The organism is Methylobacterium sp. SD274, from assembly GCF_017355285.1.
GTDB lineage: Bacteria > Pseudomonadota > Alphaproteobacteria > Rhizobiales > Beijerinckiaceae > Methylobacterium.
The window spans coordinates 116,855-133,003 of the sequence record NZ_JADIJP010000001.1; the positions used below are offsets into that span (position 1 = coordinate 116,855).

The window sequence follows — 16,149 nt, forward strand, 5'->3', positions numbered from 1 at the left end:
CGCCCAGATGACCCGAGAGGCTTCCATGATCCTGAAATCCAAGACCGCCATCGTCACGGGGTCCACCAGCGGCATCGGCCTCGCCTATGCCCGCGCCTTCGCCAAGGAGGGCGCCAACGTCGTCATCAACGGCTTCGGCAAGCCCGAGGATATCGAGAAGGAGCGCGCCGGGATCGAGGCGGATTTCGGTGTGAAGGCCGCCTATTCCCCGGCCGACCTGACGAAGCCCGGCGAGATCGAGGGATTGATCCGCCTTGGCGAGGAGACATTCGGCTCGGTCGACGTGCTCGTGAACAATGCCGGCGTCCAGTTCGTCTCGCCGATCGAGGATTTCCCGCCCGAGAAATGGGAGCAGATCATCGCGCTCAACCTTTCCTCGGCCTTCTACACCATGCGATACGCCATCCCCGGAATGAAGGCGCGGGGATGGGGCCGCATCATCAACACCGCTTCGGCCCATTCCCTCGTGGCCTCACCGTTCAAGTCGGCCTACGTTTCGGCCAAGCACGGCATCGCCGGCCTGACCAAGACCGCCGCCCTCGAACTCGCCACCCATGGCATCACCGTGAACTGTATCTCGCCAGGCTATGTCTGGACGCCGCTGGTGGAGGCGCAGATCCCCGACACGATGAAGGCACGGGGCATGACCAAGGAGCAGGTCATGAACGACGTGCTGCTGGCGGCCCAGCCGACCAAGCAGTTCGTCACGGTGGAGCAGGTGGCGGCCCTCGCCGTGTTCCTGTGCAGCGACGGTGCGAGCCAGATCACCGGCGCCAATATCCCCATGGATGGCGGTTGGACCGCGCAGTAGCGCGCAGCGAAAAGCCCGCCCCGTCGGCATGACGGGACGGGCTCGTTTCAAGCGGAGCTGGTGTTCAGCGGCGGCCGTGCAGGAGCAGGGCGAGGCCGTAGCCGACGGCTCCGGCGATCACGAGGGCGATGAGCGGGTTCTCTTCGACACGGCTCTCCACGGCGCGGGCGCCATCGCGAACGTAGCTGCCGCCGCGGTCATAGGCATCGCCGGCATAGTCGGAGACGTTGCCGGCCACATCGCGAAGGGTGTCCTTGGCCTGACCGTAGACCTCCTGGGCGCGGCCCTCCGCCTCGCGGTAGCGGCCTTCCGCCGAGGTCCGCGACGATCCGACGGCATCGCCGACGGCGCTCTGCACGCGGCCGCCGAGGTCCTTGGCCGTCCCGACGACTCGATCCGTATCAACCATGGGTCAACTCCTTCAGAATCGCAGATGCGTGAGCGGCGCTCCCAAGGCGGCGCCCGCATCCGATGGTCACAGAACGTGCGAACCGGCCAAGCGCACCATCGCAAGACAACTTTCTTCAGCGAGCGGTTTACGGGGTGTGTCGCTCCCGTGCTTCGATGAGCAGCAGACGCCCCACCTCGGATACCGCCCTGGGAAGGACCGCCAGGGGATCGCGCCGTTTTCGCGCGAGCGACGCGGATCGCCGCCATGCCGCCCGGACGGGTGGGATGTGGAGGAACAGAATCGGGCAGGGCTCGGCCAGCGCCTGGAAGTAACTGGCGTTGCACAGGTAGCGGCCAGCATTCCGGGATGGGATCGCCGAAATCCCCTGCCGTTTCAGGTAGACGAGGGCGCGGGCCGCGATGGGGGCTTCGCGCTGCGCTGGTCCCTGACGGTCGAGCCGCAGGGTGGTCGGAATCCGCCCCGATGCATCGGGAAACAGCCGGCTTGCCCGGTTGAGGGCGCGAGCCTCGACGCGAACCCGTTTGGCGCGGCCAGCGACGCCGATCATCAGCACGGCGGCCGGGCTCTGGGCGAGGGCCGGCTTCAACGACTCGGAAAGAGCCGCATAGGCGGTGCGCAGGATGAGCGTGCGCACCGGGAACCCGGCGATGCCATGCCGGCCGAGATGTCCGACCTGCCGAGCAAGAGTCTCGCTCGGGTTGCGCGGCATGCCGGGGAAAGGGCCGAACCCGGTGACGAGGAGATGCCCCCCCGTCACAGCCCGATCAGCGTCGCGATGGCCTCCGCGCCGGCGGCCGGGGAGGATTCGCCTCGCGCCACGCCGGCTTCCGCCTCGGCCGTCTGCTTGCGCACTTCCGGCGAACCGACGAGCCGCTGGTGCAGGCGTTCGTGGACGAGGGCCCACATCCACTTCACGTCCTGAGCGCGGCGCTTCTTGGCGATTTCGCCTGTGGCGGTCAGCTTGTTGCGGTGGTCGACCACCTTGTCCCACATGGCGTCGAGACGCTTGTTGTTGAGGCCGGAAATGGTCACCACCGGCGGGGTCCAGGTCGAACTCGGAGCGCTGAGGATATGGAGCGCCGCCCGGTATTCGCCTGCTGCCGCGTTGGCCCTGCGCTCGCCCTCGCCATCGTCGGCCTTGTTGACCGCGATCATGTCGGCAAGTTCGAGAATGCCCTTCTTGATGCCCTGCAACTCGTCGCCGGCGCCGGGCAGCATCAGCACGAGGAAGAAGTCGGTGAGGTCGGCCACCGCCGTCTCCGACTGGCCGACGCCCACCGTCTCCACCAGGATCACGTCGAATCCCGCGGCTTCACAAAGAAGCATGGTTTCGCGGGTCTTGGCCGCGACGCCGCCGAGGGTGCCCGATGAGGGGGAGGGGCGGATGAAGGCGTTCGGGTCGAGCGCCAGCTGGGCCATCCGGGTCTTGTCGCCGAGGATCGACCCGCCGGTGCGGCTGGAAGAGGGGTCGACCGCCAGCACCGCTACCTTGTGGCCGGCGGCGGTGAGGTTGGCGCCGAGATTGTCGATCGTGGTGGACTTGCCGACCCCTGGCACCCCCGTGATGCCGACCCGGATCGCCGTGCCGGTCTGGGGAAGCACCGAATCGATGAGGCTGCGCGCTGCGGCGCGATGATCGGCCCGTTTCGATTCCGCCAGCGTGATCGCGCGTGCCAGGGCTGCGCGGTCGCCCGCGAGCAGCCGGTCGCGCAGGGAGTCGATGTCGAGAGAGGGAGGAAGCGCCATGAGCCCTTCATGCCGGGCCGGCTCGGTTTCGTCGAGGGGGCACGTGCCCCCTGAGCTGGCCGGCCTGTACCCGACCGGCCACAGGCCGGCCTCTGCCCGCTATTCACATCGGCCCCCGCCACGCTCATGCCCTGCCATGGTCACGATCGTCACCGACACGGTAGGAGGAGGGGCCGGGACTTGAAGCGCCGGGCCGTCACGAGGCCGTCAGTACGCCATGATCCGAAACCACCTTGTTGGGGCATCCCTGCCGACCCGCCGCTCGCTGTTCCGCGCCGCCGCGCTCATGGGCGCTGCTAGCCTGACGCCGGGCCTCGCCGGCTGCGTCGCCGACGGGCTCGTCACCGGTGGGACCGGACCCGAGCGCCAGTCGAATCTCGACGTCAGCCCGATCCTATTGGTGGCGACGACGCGCAAGCCCGTGGGCAACCCGCCCAAGAGCCCGTATTTCAGTTCCGAGCGCGGCCGCGGCCTGAGCTTTGCCGAGGTGCGGCTCTCAGCGCCGGACCGGTCGCTCATCGGCAAGGTCTCCTCCGTGGTGTCTGGCGATTGGGCGGTGACCGCCGTGCCGCAGGTGGAGACCGGGGCGGGCGCGGCGGCGGCTTTCACCCAGGCGGCCTTCGGGCGCGACGTGCTGATTTATGTCCACGGCTACCGAGAGAGCTTCGCCTCGGCGGCGGTCAGCGCAGCCCGGCTCTCCGACGGCATACATTTCAAGGGCGCATCGGGCCTGTTCACCTGGCCGTCGGCGGCCGCCACCTTCGATTACGGCTACGACCGCGAGAGCGCGCTTTGGTCGCGAGATGCGTTCGAGGACCTGTTGAAGTCCCTGGCCAGTTCGCCGAGCGGCGGACGCATCAACATCGTTGCCCATTCCATGGGAACTCTCCTGACCCTGGAGACCATCCGTATGCTGCGTGCCGAGGCCGGCGAGGCGGCGATGGCGCGGATCGGCGCCATCGTCCTCGCGGCGCCCGATATCGACATCGACCTGTTCACCGGCGCGGTGGAGCGAATGGGGCCGGACGTCTCGAAGATCACGGTGATCTCTTCGACCAACGACCGCGCACTGGAACTCTCCGGTGCCATCGCGGGCGGCGTCGTCCGTGCGGGCGCGGCCGACCGCGAGCGGCTGGAGGCCCTGGGCGTGAGGGTGGCGGATGCGTCCGATTACGGCGGCGGCCTCATCAACCACGACTTGTTCTTGTCGAATCCCGAGGTGCAGGGCGTGGTCAAGCGCGCGATCGGCCGGGCGGCCGGTGGAGCCTGAGCGCAGCACCGCCCCGGACAACGCGAGAGGTCTTGGTGTGAGGTCTTGGTGTGAGGTCTTGGCTTGAGGTCTTGGCTTGAGGTCTTGGCCTCGGCCCCGTTCGCCCCTACACGAGCGGCTGTCGGGCTGACGATTCCCACACCGACGCGGCCGCCTTCCGGCGCGCCCAGAACGAGGATTGTGCGATGTTCACTCTCGATATCGATGGCGTGGCCATCGCGGTCATCAACGGGACCGAGGAAACCGCTCGCGACCTGTTCACCTGCGACGGCTTCAAGGAAGACATCCAGGCGATGAAGAGCGACGGCAAGGTGCTGTGGAACGGCACGTCCGAGCTCAAGATCCGCCCCGCCACTGAGGATGAGATCGAAATCTTCGAGGATGCTCTGGCCGAGGACGATTCGGAGGAAGACGCTCCGTTCGAGCCCGACATGCGTCATGCCAAGAGCGCCGAAGAGCCCGATGAGGACGAAGACGAGGACGGCGAAGACGACGCCGACATCGTGTTCCTCGTGGATATCGACGAGGATGCCGGCCTCGATTCCTAAGGCCTGATCCCGCAGGATCATCTCACGCCGATCGCCTCGCCCGGACACGGGCGGGGCCTTGTATCGCGATCCCTTCTGCCAGCCGTTGACGGTGGCTTCTGCGAGCTATCCCTGAGCCGCTGGGGCATCGGCTGGGATCGGGCAAGGTCTCGAACACGGCGTGGGCGCGATGCCTGCCACGAGTCTCGGCACAGAGTGAGGACCGCATGACTTTCCGCTTCGAACACCTCCATCTTCGCAGCCAGGACGCCGTCGCGGCCGCCGGTTTCTACGTGGAGACCTTCGGCGCCCGCGAGCTCACCCGTGACGGCGGCGCCACCGTGACCCGCGTCGTCCTCGACCTCGGTGGGCTCACCCTGTTCATCGAGCATGCACCGGAAGCCGGCCCTTCTGCCACGCCGCCTAACCGGGGCATCGAGCATATCGGCCTGGCGGTCGACGACCTCGACGGCACGGTCGCCGATCTGAAGCGTCGCGGCGTCGCCTTCGTCATCGACATCACCGATGTCCGCCCCGGGCTTCGCACCGCCTTCCTCGATGGGCCGGACGGGGTTCGGATCGAGTTGCTGCAGCGCGGCTGATCCGATCAGTTCGCGGCCGGTCGCGCCGCCTGGGTGGGTATCCTGGCGGGCGGGACCGGCGCGTCGCCCATGGCCTTGGCGGGTGCCACCGGCGCCGTCTTCTTCGGCGTGATGGAGCCCGTGATGACCGCATCCCGCATCGGTACCGCCGGCGAATCGATGCCGTAGATGTCGTCGCGGAAATGGGCGCGACCATCCGGCGTGGCGTAGCCGGTGAGATACACGAAGGTCACCGGGATCTGTTTCGGCAGCTTGATGTCGACCCGCTCGTTGGTGGCGATGTTGGCCTCGATCTCCATAGGTCCCCAGGTCGAGCCGGGGCCGTTGGGGCCGGGCGTGCCCTCCAGCAGCCAGCCCGCCAGTTCCTTCACCTGAGCCACCCGCACGCAGCCATGCGAGTGGAACCGTACCTCCCGTGCGAACAGCGATTTCGACGGCGTGTCGTGCATGTAGACCGCCTGCTTGTTCGGCATGTCGATGCGGACCTGACCGAGGGAATTATCGAGGCCCGAATCCTGGCGAAGCGTGTAATTCGCCGCCTTCTCGCCCGCCCAGTCGATCGTCGTCGGATCGACCTCGACGCCCCCGGGGCCGAGGATGCGGATCCGCTCGCGGGCGAGGTAGCCCGGATCCTTCCGCATCTTGGGGATGATCTCCTTCTTGATGATGGAAATCGGCAGGGTCCAGGTCGGGTTGAGGTTCACGTCGGTGATGCGCGCCTCGATCCTCGGCGTCGCCTTGTCGGGCTTGCCGACCACGGCCACGTAGCGGCGTACGACGACGCCGTTTTCCACCGCCTCCACGGCGGCGGAGGGAATGTTCACCACCACGTAACGGTCGCCATAGGGAAAGTTGGAGCCGATTTGCCGCGCGGCCGAGGCCGAGAGCTGGCGCTGGCGGGTCGCCGCCGGCACGTTGAGGGCGGTCACCGTCTGGCGGCCGATCATGCCGGTCTCGGGCAGACCATGGCGGGCCTGGAACGCCTTCACCGCCGAAACGAGGACGGGGTCGAGCAGGTCCGAACTCGGCACGCCGGCCGGCAGGTCCCCGGTGAGCACGAGGTGCTGTCGGAGTGCAGGGATGTTCGGGTCGCGGGCACCCGGCTTGATCGTCAGATCGGCGGGCAGCGTACCCCAGCCGCCGGCATCGACGATGGCCTGATAGCGCTCCGCCATGCGGAACGTGTCGAGGAAGGTCGAGGGGGCAAGCGTCGGCACCGGATCGTCAGAGACCCGCGCCACCACGAGGGGAGGGAGTTCCCGGGATTTCTTCGGCGCCGCCGGAGCCGGCTCCGCTCCCTGAGCCAGCGGGGCGGATTGCGGGGCCGCGTTCCCCGATGTTTGTGCGGATTTCGGGGCCGCATCGGTTTTCGGGCTGGGCTCGGCCCTGGGAGCAGGCTTGGCGGTGGCGGGCGGGGCCTCCGGAAGGGATGGAGCCGGTTCGGCTCGAACTCCTGTGAGGCACAGCATCAGCGCGAGCGGCGAAAGGCCGGCACGCAGGATCGACGGGAACACGACGCAACGCGACGACACAGGCAACCCTCGTGAGCAGAGAGGTTCGGATCATGCGGGCCGGATGGTTACCAAGTTCCCACCCATTCCCATCCGCAGGCCCTGACAAATCGGGACGCCTCGCCCTACCTCCAGGCCAATCCGAAACGTCGAGGAGGTCAGGCCATGATTCATCATCCCGCGATCCGGAGTGGCGGCACGGCCGTCGTGACGGGGGCCGCGAGCGGCATCGGCCTCGCCGCCGCCAAGCGGTTCGCCGCCTCGGGCATGAGGATCGTCCTCGCCGACCTGCCCGGCGAGACGCTGGAGACGGCGCGTGCGGAGATCGCGGCGACGGGCGCGCAGGTTCTGGCATGCCCCACCGATGTCGGCCGGCGCGAGGACGTGGAGGCCTTGCGCGAGGCGGCGGGCGGGCCACCCGCCATCGTCATGCTCAATGCCGGCATCGAAGCGGGCGGCCGCCTCTTCTCGGACGAGGCGACGTGGCGGCGCATCCTCGACACCAACCTCTGGGGCGTCGTCAACGGTATCCAGGCCTTCGCGCCCGCCATGGCCGAGGCGAGCGCACCCGGCGCGATCATCGTCACCGGCTCGAAACAGGGGATCACCACGCCGCCGGGCAACACGCCCTACAATGTCTCGAAGGCGGGCGTGAAAGTGGTCACCGAGGCCCTGGCTCACGACCTGCGCGGGCGCGACGGGTCCAAGGTCAGCGTGCATCTCCTCATTCCGGGCTTCGTCTATACCGGCCTCACCAGGGCGCGTGGCGTGGCCGAGAAGCCCGACGCCGCCTGGACACCGGAGCAGACGGTGGAGTTCATGGTCGAAGCGATGGGGCAGGGGGACTTCTACATCCTTTGTCCCGACAACGAGACCACCCGCGCCCAGGATGAACGCCGCATCGCCTGGACGGCGGGCGACGTGATCGAGAACCGGCCCGCGCTCTCGCGCTGGCACCCCGATTACGCGGATGCCTTCAAGCGCCATATGGGCTGAGCGAGGGCTCGGCCCTTTTATCGGCCGATTGGCCTGTTGAAGCTTGGGCGTGCGCTTGGTCCCGGCTATGGCGGGTGCCTTGCATGGTACGGGACGGATGTCGGTCCTCACGAACGCGATCCACGGCAACAGCCCCGTCATCGGGGATATCAGAACGGGAGCCGCCCTTTGGCCACCATCATCCCAGTCGCTTCCTTCGATTGCGTCGTGTTCGGCGCCACCGGCGATCTGACCACGCGCAAGCTGTTGCCGGCCCTGTATTACCGCTACAAGGACGGCCAGATCCCCGGCACCAGCCGCATCATCGGCGCATCGCGTTCGGAGATGAGCGCCGATGCCTTTCGCGAGCGCGCACGCGATGCGCTCAAGCGCTTCGTCCCGGCCCGAGATCTCGTCGAGGACAAGCTCGGCGCCTTCCTCGATCACCTCGATTACGTAGCCGTGGACGGGGCCGGCGACGACGGCTGGGAGGATCTCGCCGCCAAGCTCGCGGAGCGGCCGGACCAGGTCCGGCCCTATTATCTCGCCACTTCGCCCGACCTCTACGGCTCCATCTGCCGTAACCTGTCGGTCCACGGGCTCATCGGCGAGAAATCGCGGGTCGTGCTGGAAAAGCCGATCGGCAAGGATCTGAAGTCCGCCCGCGCGATCAATGACGCGGTCGGCGAAGTCTTCCCCGAAGAGCAGATCTTCCGCATCGATCATTACCTCGGCAAGGAGACGGTGCAGAACCTGCTCGCCCTGCGCTTCGCCAACACGATTTTCGAACGTCTCTGGACGGCGGACGTCATCGATCACGTGCAGATCACCGTGGGCGAGACGGTGGGTGTCGAGGGCCGGGCCGGCTATTACGACACGTCGGGGGCGCTCCGCGACATGGTGCAGAACCACCTGCTCCAGCTTCTCTGCCTGATGGCGATGGAGAGCCCGCTCACACTCGATGCCAATTCGGTACGGGACGAGAAGCTGAAAGTGCTGCGTGCGCTGAAGCCGATCACGCCCCACGATGTCCAGTCCGTCACCGTGCGCGGCCAGTACGCGGCCGGCGCAGTGGACGGCAAGCCGGTCCAGGGGTACCGCGCCGATCTCGGCGGCGAGACGGAGAGCCGCACGGAGACCTTCGTCGCTCTGAAGCTGGAGGTGCAGTCCTGGCGCTGGGCCGGCGTGCCGTTCTACATCCGCACCGGCAAGCGCCTGCCCCAGAAGCTCTCCGAGATCGTGGTGCAGTTCCGCGCCTCTCCCTTCTCGATCTTCCCGGCCGAATCCTTCGGGCGCGAGCCCAACCGCCTCGTCATCCGGCTTCAGCCGGAGGAGGGGATCAAGCTGGAAGTGATGACGAAGGACCCCGGTCCGGGCGGCATGCGGCTGCGCCCCACCAATCTCGACATCTCGTTCGAAGAGACCTTCAAGCAGCGCTATCCCGATGCCTACGAGCGCCTCTTGATGGACGTGGTGCGCGGCAACGCCACCCTGTTCATGCGCCGCGACGAGGTGGAGGTGGCCTGGGCCTGGGCCGATTCGCTGCTGAAGGCCTGGGCCGACCGGCCCGAGCCGCCCCGCGCCTATCCGGCCGGAAGCTGGGGGCCAACCGCTGCCATCGCGCTGATCGAGCGGGATGGACGGACCTGGCACGAGGAGGTGCACTGACCGGAGGGAGGCTGCACACAGGAGAGAAGTTATTTGTGTGAGGCTAATAAAAACAACTAATCGGGCACTCCCTCGACAGGCCGTTGCCCGACGCCTACACGTCTGGAGAGTATCGCCCCTCCAACATCAAGACCTACGCCCCCATGGAAAAGCTCGACTCGGCGATCGGGATCAATCGTCGCTACCTCCATGACGAAGTCGTGGACCGGATGCGGGATCTGATTCAGTCGGGAGAGCTCGAACCGCGCGCGCGGGTGAATGAAAGCGAGCTTACCGAGCGGTTCGGCATCTCGCGCACACCGCTTCGCGAAGCGATCAAGATCCTCGCCACCGAGGGGCTGCTCGAATTGCTGCCGAACCGGGGCGCCCGGGTGGCCAGCCTGTCTCAGGCCGAAATCGAGGAGATGATCGAGGTCATCGCCGGACTCGAGGCGACGGCCGCCGATCTCGCCTGCCGCACGATCGGCGACGACGAGATCGCCGCCATCGAGCAGGACCATCACGACATGGTCAGGGCCTGGAAGGACGGCGAGGAAGCCACGTATTTCCGGCTCAACCGCGCGATCCACGAGGCGATCATGGCGGCCAGCCGCAACTCGGTGCTGGGCACCATCTATGCGAGCCTGTCCGGCCGCATTCAGCGATCGCGCTACGCTGTCCACCAGACCGCCGAGCAATGGAGCCGGGCCGTCTCCGAGCATGAGCGGATGATCGCGCTGCTCCACGCCCGTGATGGCGAGGCGCTGGCCACGGTCATGCGTGACCATATCCGCTCGAAGACCCCGGTCATCGCCGAGAATTTCGGCGCCGGCGAGTGAAGGACCGGGACTTGGTATCACCCCGGCATTCCGCGATGGGCAATCCCGAAGCTCCGCTATCCGGGCCCCGGGACGCGGTGGCGTAACGACGTTGGGCGGTGCTGCTCAGGCCGCGCGGATCGTTGCGAGGAACTGAGCCACTTCCGCGTTGAGATGCTCCGATTCGCGTGAGAGTTCAGAGGCCGATGCCAGGACCTGGGAGGCCGCGGCGCCCGTCTCTTCGGCGGCGCCCGCCACGCTCGCGATGGTGGTCGTCACCTCGCCGGTCCCCTCCGCGGCCTGGTTGATGTTGCGTACGATTTCCTGCGTCGCCGCACCCTGCTCCTCGACTGCCGCGGCGATCGACGTCGCAACGGTGCTGATCTCGCGGATGCGGGCCGTGATGGTCTCGATGGCCGTGACGGCCTGACCGGTGGAGCCCTGGATCCGGCTGATCTGGCTGCCGATCTCGTCTGTCGCCCGTGCTGTCTGGTTGGCGAGTTCCTTGACCTCCGCCGCCACGACGGCGAAGCCCCGGCCCGCCTCACCGGCGCGCGCGGCCTCGATGGTGGCGTTCAACGCGAGGAGGTTGGTCTGGCCCGCGATGGTGGCGATCATAGCGACGACGTCGCCGATCTTTGCGGCCGCATCGCTCAGATCCTTCATCTGCGCACCTGTCCGCGTCGCATCCTCCACCGCACGGTGAGCCAGGCTGGTCGAGCCATCGACCTGACGGCCGATCTCCATGACGGACGAGCCGAGCTCCTCGGCCGCCGCCGCCACCATGGTGACGTTGGTGCCCGCCTGCTCCGCCGCTGCCGCCACGGAGACCGATTGCTGCGCGGTCTGCGTCGCCGTGCCCGACATGCTCTGTGAGGTCGCGCGCAACTGGGTCGCCGCCGCCGAGACGCGGGTCAGGATATCGCCGACCGCATTCTCGAAACCATCGGCCAATGCGAGGGCGGCGATCTTGCGCTGGGTCTCTGAATCGGCACGGGCCTGCGCGGTTTCGGCTTCCAGGATACGGGTCCGCACCAGATTGTCCCGGAACGTGTCGAGGGTGCCGGCCATCGCGCCGATCTCGTCGGTCCGCCCGATACCGGGGATCGCCACATCGGTCTCGCCGGAGGCCAGCCGGCGCATCGCCGCCGTGATCCGCTCGATGGGACGCGACACGCCGAGGAGAGCGAACGCCATGGCGGCCAGCGCCATGGCGACGGAAATGGCGAGCATCGTCCGTGTGGTGAGGACCGCCTCAGCCTGTTCTTCGCGCGCCGCCACGCTCGCGGCGGTCCCGGCCTGCCCATTGAGCTCTACGAGCTTGCGCGCGGCGGCGGTCGCGGCGAGGTACTCGGCATTCATCGGGCCGCGAAAGCGCTCGGTCAGCGACGCGCGCTGGCTGGTATCGATCTCGAGCAGGGCGTTCCAACCCTTCTGCAGGACCTGCCATTTGGCGGAGAAGTCCTCGAACAACGCCTGTTCCGATGGCGAGCTGATGAGCGGAAGATAGGCTGCTCTGCCCTTCTCGGCGTTTTGAATCATGTCGCCGACGTTCTTGATGCTCAGGGCACGCTCGGCCTCGTCATCCGCCATCAGATACCGGAACTGCCAAAGGCGGGTCCGCATGACCAGCGCGCTCAGGCTATGGGCCGCATCGACGGAGGGGAGCGCGTTCGAGGCCAGCAATTCGATACGGCCACCGATGGCGTCGAGCTTCCGCAAGGCAACCACACCCTGCACCGTCGTAATGATGGCGAGCGCGGTGAAGAGGCCGATGAGCGTTGTCTTGATGGAGGGGCGCATGAAACGGTCCAGGGTAACGAGCGAGTCTGTGCAAGAGCGCCGTAACCATGGGGGGCAATCCCTAATGATTATTTTGCCCCCGCCCGAAAGCCTCATGAGAGACATCGACCGTTGTCATCAGGCCGATCTCACGCTGCGTTGTTGATCGAGCGCAGATTGACCACCAGATCGGAAAAGCGGTCACCCTGCACGATGACGTGCGCACGCAGTCGGTCCGCCGCTGCGATCTCGTCGCCGGCGACGATGGCGGCGACGATAGCTTCGTGCTCGGCGAGGGATTGCCCGAGCCTGTGGCGCGCTCGCAACTGCATCCGGCGGAACGGGGTCAGGCGCCGGTGCAGGAGCCGCGCCTGCTCGCACAGGAAGTCGTTGCGGCAGGCCCGATAAATCACCGTATGGAAGACGTAGTTCTCTTGGTAGTAGGTCTCGGGGTCGCTATCCGCCGCTGCTACGGCACAGGCTGCGAGAGCCTGTTTCAGGGCCTTCTCGTCGGCCGGAATCAGCCGGCGCGCGGCGAGCCGGCCGCATGAGGCCTCGATCTCTGCCATCGTCTCGAACATGGCGATGAGCAACTCAGGATCGGGGGCGCTCACGATGGCACCCCGGCGCGGCTTGATCTCCACGAGGCCGGTCATCGCGAGTTGCAGCAGAGCCTCACGGATCGGCGTGCGCGAGACTCCGAAGCGCTCGGCAAGCTCGGTTTCATCGAGGCGGGAGCCGAGGGCCAACCGGCCATCCACGATCTCCGTCTCGATCGTCTGCCGGAGGCTGAGCGATCGGCTCATAGCGATTCTATCCTTGCGTTTCCAATCGAAATTCGCATTCGCTATTATTCATGGGCGTTGACAAAATATACAAGACATAGTTCGCTGGTATATCGAATGGGCGTTGCAGTATAAATGTTGCGCCGCAATACAGCGAGACCGCAAAGGTCCGCATGGGAGAGACGCCATGACGTTGACACGCCGCGCCCTCGTCGCATCCGGCCTCGCCGCCCCCGCCATCCTGTCGATGGGGTTGAAGGCACAGGCGGCCACCACCCTGAAGCTCTCCCACCAGTTCCCCGGCGGCACGATCGATGAGGGCGATTTCCGCGATCGCATGTGCCGGAAGTTCGCCGCCATGCTGGCCGAGCGGTCGAAGGGCGAGCTGGAGGTGCAGGTCTATCCGGGCTCGTCCCTGATGAAGACGAACGCCCAGTTCGGTGCCATGCGCAAAGGCGCGCTCGACTTGTCGCTCTACCCGTCTCCTTACGCGGGCGGCGAGGTGGCCGAGATGAATATCGGCCTGATGCCGGCGCTGGTGAGTTCCTACGAGCAGGCCATCGCCTGGAAGAAGGCGCCGGTCGGCCGGAAGATCACCGAGATCCTCGATTCGAAGGGTATCCTCCTCGTGTCGTGGGTCTGGCAATCGGGCGGCGTCGCCAGCCGCGAGCGTCCCCTCTACGCGCCCGCGGATGCCAAGGGCCTCAAGGTGCGCGGCGGCTCGCGTGAGATGGACCTGATGATGAAGCAGGCGGGTGCGGCCACCCTGTCGATCCCGTCGAGCGAGTCCTACGCCGCCATGCAGACCGGCGCCTGCGATGCGGTGATCACCTCCTCCACCAGCCTGATCTCGTTCCGCCTGGAGGAACTGTCGAAGTCTCTCACCTCGGGTCGCGAGCGCTCCTACTGGTTCATGCTCGAGCCGATCATGATGTCGAAGATCGCGTTCGACCGCCTGCCCAAGGACCAGCAGGATCTCATCATGGCGATCGGCGCCGAACTCGAACCCTTCGGCCAAGCCGGCGCCAAGGCGGACGACACCAAGGTCGAGGAGATTTTCACCAAGGCCGGGGCCAAGGTTCAGAACCTCGACGAGAAGACCCTCGGTCAGTGGCGCGACATCGCCCGCGAGACCGCCTGGAAGGACTTCGCCGGCAAGTCGGCCAGCTGCGCCGAGCTCCTCAAGCTGGCGGAGCAGGTCTCGTGAGCCACGCTTTCGACGCGGCCTCGGCCGCTTCAGAGACCGCCACGGCCGCGCCCGAACCCCGGATTCCCGGTGTGCTCGGGCATCTCGACCGGGGCATGAAGGCGATCAACCGGGTGATCATGCTGCTCGGCGGCATTGCCCTGGTCTGTGCCTGCCTCGTGCTCAGCTACAGCGTGGTCGTGCGCTACGCCCTGCACGAGCCCACCGACTGGCAGGACGAGATGGCGGTGTTCCTCATCGTGGGGGCCACCTTCTTCTCCGCCGCCGCCGTGCAGGCCAAGCGCGGCCACGTGGCGATTGAGGCCCTGAGCGGTCTGCTCTCGCCCCGTGTGAACCGCGCCCGCCTGTTGATGGCCGACATCATCAGCATCGTGTTCGTCACGTTCTTCGCCTGGAAGAGCTGGACCCTGCTGCACGAGGCCTGGGTGGACGGCCAGGTTTCGCAATCCTCCTGGGGCCCGCCCCTGTGGATTCCCTACGCGCTGATGGCGGTGGGGATGACCTTCCTCGGCCTGCAATTCCTATTGCAGATCATCGAGGCGCTGACCTACGGCCCGCGCGCGGCCGGCTGGGCCAATCCGAAGGTCGGCCTCGGCGCCGATCTCAATGCACCTTCCCTCAAGACGGGCACCCACCCATGAGCGTCGCGGCCATAGGCTTCCTCTATGCGGGCGCGACGCTCAGCGCGATGCTCGCCGGCATTCCCATCGCCTTCGCGCTCGGCTTCGTGGCGCTGGCGTTCATGTTCTTCTTCATGCCCGGCGCCTCCCTCGATACGGTGGCGCAGAACGTCTACGAGGAGATGGCCTCCATCACCCTCCTGTCGATCCCGCTCTTCATCCTGAAAGGCGCAGCCATCGGCCGTAGCCGGGCGGGCCAGGACCTCTACTCGGCCATGCATGCCTGGATGCACAAGATTCCGGGCGGCCTCGGCATCGCCAACGTCTTCGCCTGCGCGCTCTTCGCCGCCATGGCGGGATCCTCGCCCGCCACCTGCTCGGCCATCGGCTCGGCGGGCATCCCGGAGATGAGGAAGCGCGGCTACTCGCCGGGCTTCGCCGCCGGGATCATTGCGGCGGGCGGTACCCTCGGCATCCTGCTGCCGCCCTCCATCACCATGATCCTCTACGCGGTCGCCGCCGAGCAGTCACTCGGACGCCTGTTCCTCGCCGGCATCGGGCCGGGCATGCTGCTGGTCGGGCTGTTCGCCGCCTGGTCGGTCTATCGCTTCCGCTCGGAATACGCCGCTGCGAAAGACGCCTATGAGCGTCACGGCACCGCCTCGGCCATCCTGGCCGAGGACACCTACAGCATGCGCCAGCGCTTCTCGACGCTGCCGCGCGTGCTGCCCTTCGTGATCCTGCTCACCGGCGTGATGGTGGCGCTCTATGGCGGCTACGCCACGCCCTCCGAGACGGCGGGCCTCGGTGGCCTGCTGGCCCTTGGGCTCATCGCCATCATCTACGGCGTCTGGCGCCCGAAAGACGTGAATCCGATCCTCGCCGCGACCCTGCGGGAATCGACCATGCTGATGCTCATCATCGGCATGTCGCTCCTCTACGCCTACGTGATGAGCTACCTGCACATCTCCCAATCGGCGGCGGCCGCCATCGTGGCGATGCAGCTGTCCAAATGGGTGCTGTTGGTGACGATCCTCGGCCTCGTGATCCTGCTCGGCTTCTTCCTGCCGCCGGTCTCGATCATCCTGATGACCGCGCCGATCATCCTGCCGCCGCTGAAGGCCGCCGGGTTCGACCTCGTCTGGTTCGGCGTGGTGATGACCATCACCATGGAGATGGGGCTGATCCACCCGCCGGTGGGCCTCAACATCTTCGTCATCAAGAACATCGCCCCCGACATCCCGCTGAAGGACATCATCTGGGGCACGCTGCCCTTCGTGATCCTGATGGCCGTGGCGATCCTGATCCTCTGCCTCGTCCCCGGCATCGCCATGTGGCTGCCGAACTGGCTGTTGCCGACGACGCGGTAGGAATTCAGAGCGGTCGGCGACGGGCGGTTCGGACCCTAAAAGTCCGGACCGCCTTTCGGCGTCCGG

At 66.9% G+C, this 16,149-nt stretch carries 16 protein-coding genes; 10 read left to right on the forward strand and 6 right to left on the reverse strand.

Going from position 1 to position 16,149, the window contains the following annotated elements; all coding sequences use genetic code 11:
• The first annotated feature begins 25 nt into the window (after window positions 1-25).
• Window positions 26-811 (forward strand): 3-hydroxybutyrate dehydrogenase, encoded by a 786-nt coding sequence (locus IPV08_RS00540; protein ID WP_207410012.1) that lies wholly within the window; start codon window positions 26-28, stop codon window positions 809-811.
• Window positions 812-875: 64 nt separating this feature from the next.
• Here IPV08_RS00540 and IPV08_RS00545 read toward each other — a convergent pair whose 3' ends face one another.
• From IPV08_RS00545 to meaB, 3 genes are all read right to left on the reverse strand, one after another.
• Window positions 876-1,220, reverse strand: a complete 345-nt coding sequence (locus IPV08_RS00545) for a CsbD family protein (RefSeq protein WP_056423612.1) — start codon at window positions 1,218-1,220, stop codon at window positions 876-878.
• A 127-nt stretch (window positions 1,221-1,347) separates the two neighbouring features.
• Entirely contained in the window at window positions 1,348-1,980 is a 633-nt protein-coding gene (locus IPV08_RS00550) for a peptidase C15 (protein ID WP_207410014.1), read from the reverse strand.
• Window positions 1,977-2,969 (reverse strand): methylmalonyl Co-A mutase-associated GTPase MeaB, encoded by a 993-nt coding sequence (gene meaB / locus IPV08_RS00555; protein WP_207410029.1) that lies wholly within the window; start codon window positions 2,967-2,969, stop codon window positions 1,977-1,979. Before meaB ends, IPV08_RS00550 begins: the two co-directional genes overlap by 4 nt.
• A 217-nt stretch (window positions 2,970-3,186) precedes the next feature.
• Here meaB and IPV08_RS00560 point away from each other — a divergent pair, with 217 nt between their 5' ends.
• The 3 genes from IPV08_RS00560 (at window position 3,187) to IPV08_RS00570 (ending at window position 5,368) form a co-directional block, all read left to right on the forward strand.
• Window positions 3,187-4,239 carry an alpha/beta hydrolase gene (locus IPV08_RS00560; RefSeq protein WP_207410030.1) on the forward strand — a complete coding sequence of 351 codons (1,053 nt, stop codon included), beginning with the start codon at window positions 3,187-3,189 and terminating at the stop codon, window positions 4,237-4,239.
• Window positions 4,240-4,424: 185 nt separating this feature from the next.
• The gene (locus tag IPV08_RS00565) at window positions 4,425-4,787 is read left to right on the forward strand and encodes a hypothetical protein (protein ID WP_018045358.1); all 363 of its coding nucleotides are present in this window, start codon (window positions 4,425-4,427) and stop codon (window positions 4,785-4,787) included.
• 206 nt (window positions 4,788-4,993) lie between these two features.
• Window positions 4,994-5,368, forward strand: coding sequence for a VOC family protein (locus tag IPV08_RS00570; RefSeq protein WP_207410031.1), 375 nt, complete (start codon window positions 4,994-4,996; stop codon window positions 5,366-5,368).
• 5 nt (window positions 5,369-5,373) lie between these two features.
• Here IPV08_RS00570 and IPV08_RS00575 read toward each other — a convergent pair whose 3' ends face one another.
• Complete coding sequence (locus IPV08_RS00575; RefSeq protein ID WP_207410032.1) at window positions 5,374-6,900, reverse strand: L,D-transpeptidase family protein; 1,527 nt, start codon at window positions 6,898-6,900, stop codon at window positions 5,374-5,376.
• A 144-nt stretch (window positions 6,901-7,044) separates the two neighbouring features.
• Here IPV08_RS00575 and IPV08_RS00580 point away from each other — a divergent pair, with 144 nt between their 5' ends.
• From IPV08_RS00580 to IPV08_RS00590, 3 genes are all read left to right on the forward strand, one after another.
• Window positions 7,045-7,875 (forward strand): SDR family NAD(P)-dependent oxidoreductase, encoded by an 831-nt coding sequence (locus IPV08_RS00580; protein WP_207410033.1) that lies wholly within the window; start codon window positions 7,045-7,047, stop codon window positions 7,873-7,875.
• A 168-nt stretch (window positions 7,876-8,043) separates the two neighbouring features.
• Complete coding sequence (gene zwf / locus IPV08_RS00585) at window positions 8,044-9,522, forward strand: glucose-6-phosphate dehydrogenase (protein WP_056423632.1); 1,479 nt, start codon at window positions 8,044-8,046, stop codon at window positions 9,520-9,522.
• A 143-nt stretch (window positions 9,523-9,665) separates the two neighbouring features.
• Entirely contained in the window at window positions 9,666-10,340 is a 675-nt protein-coding gene (locus IPV08_RS00590) for a GntR family transcriptional regulator (protein ID WP_207410388.1), read from the forward strand.
• 105 nt (window positions 10,341-10,445) lie between these two features.
• Here IPV08_RS00590 and IPV08_RS00595 read toward each other — a convergent pair whose 3' ends face one another.
• Both IPV08_RS00595 and IPV08_RS00600 read right to left on the reverse strand, forming a co-directional pair.
• Window positions 10,446-12,122, reverse strand: coding sequence for a methyl-accepting chemotaxis protein (locus IPV08_RS00595; RefSeq protein WP_207410036.1), 1,677 nt, complete (start codon window positions 12,120-12,122; stop codon window positions 10,446-10,448).
• Window positions 12,123-12,250: 128 nt separating this feature from the next.
• On the reverse strand, window positions 12,251-12,907 hold the full coding sequence (locus tag IPV08_RS00600; RefSeq protein ID WP_207410038.1) for a GntR family transcriptional regulator: 657 nt from the start codon (window positions 12,905-12,907) through the stop codon (window positions 12,251-12,253).
• A gap of 166 nt (window positions 12,908-13,073) precedes the next feature.
• Here IPV08_RS00600 and dctP point away from each other — a divergent pair, with 166 nt between their 5' ends.
• From dctP to IPV08_RS00615, 3 genes are read left to right on the forward strand one after another with little or no spacing between them, the layout of a single operon-like run.
• Window positions 13,074-14,093, forward strand: coding sequence for a TRAP transporter substrate-binding protein DctP (gene dctP, locus IPV08_RS00605; protein WP_207410040.1), 1,020 nt, complete (start codon window positions 13,074-13,076; stop codon window positions 14,091-14,093).
• Entirely contained in the window at window positions 14,090-14,734 is a 645-nt protein-coding gene (locus tag IPV08_RS00610) for a TRAP transporter small permease subunit (protein ID WP_207410042.1), read from the forward strand. Before dctP ends, IPV08_RS00610 begins: the two co-directional genes overlap by 4 nt.
• Window positions 14,731-16,083 (forward strand): TRAP transporter large permease, encoded by a 1,353-nt coding sequence (locus tag IPV08_RS00615; protein WP_056423642.1) that lies wholly within the window; start codon window positions 14,731-14,733, stop codon window positions 16,081-16,083. The genes IPV08_RS00610 and IPV08_RS00615 overlap by 4 nt, the downstream gene beginning before the upstream one ends.
• The last annotated feature ends 66 nt before the right edge of the window (window positions 16,084-16,149 follow it).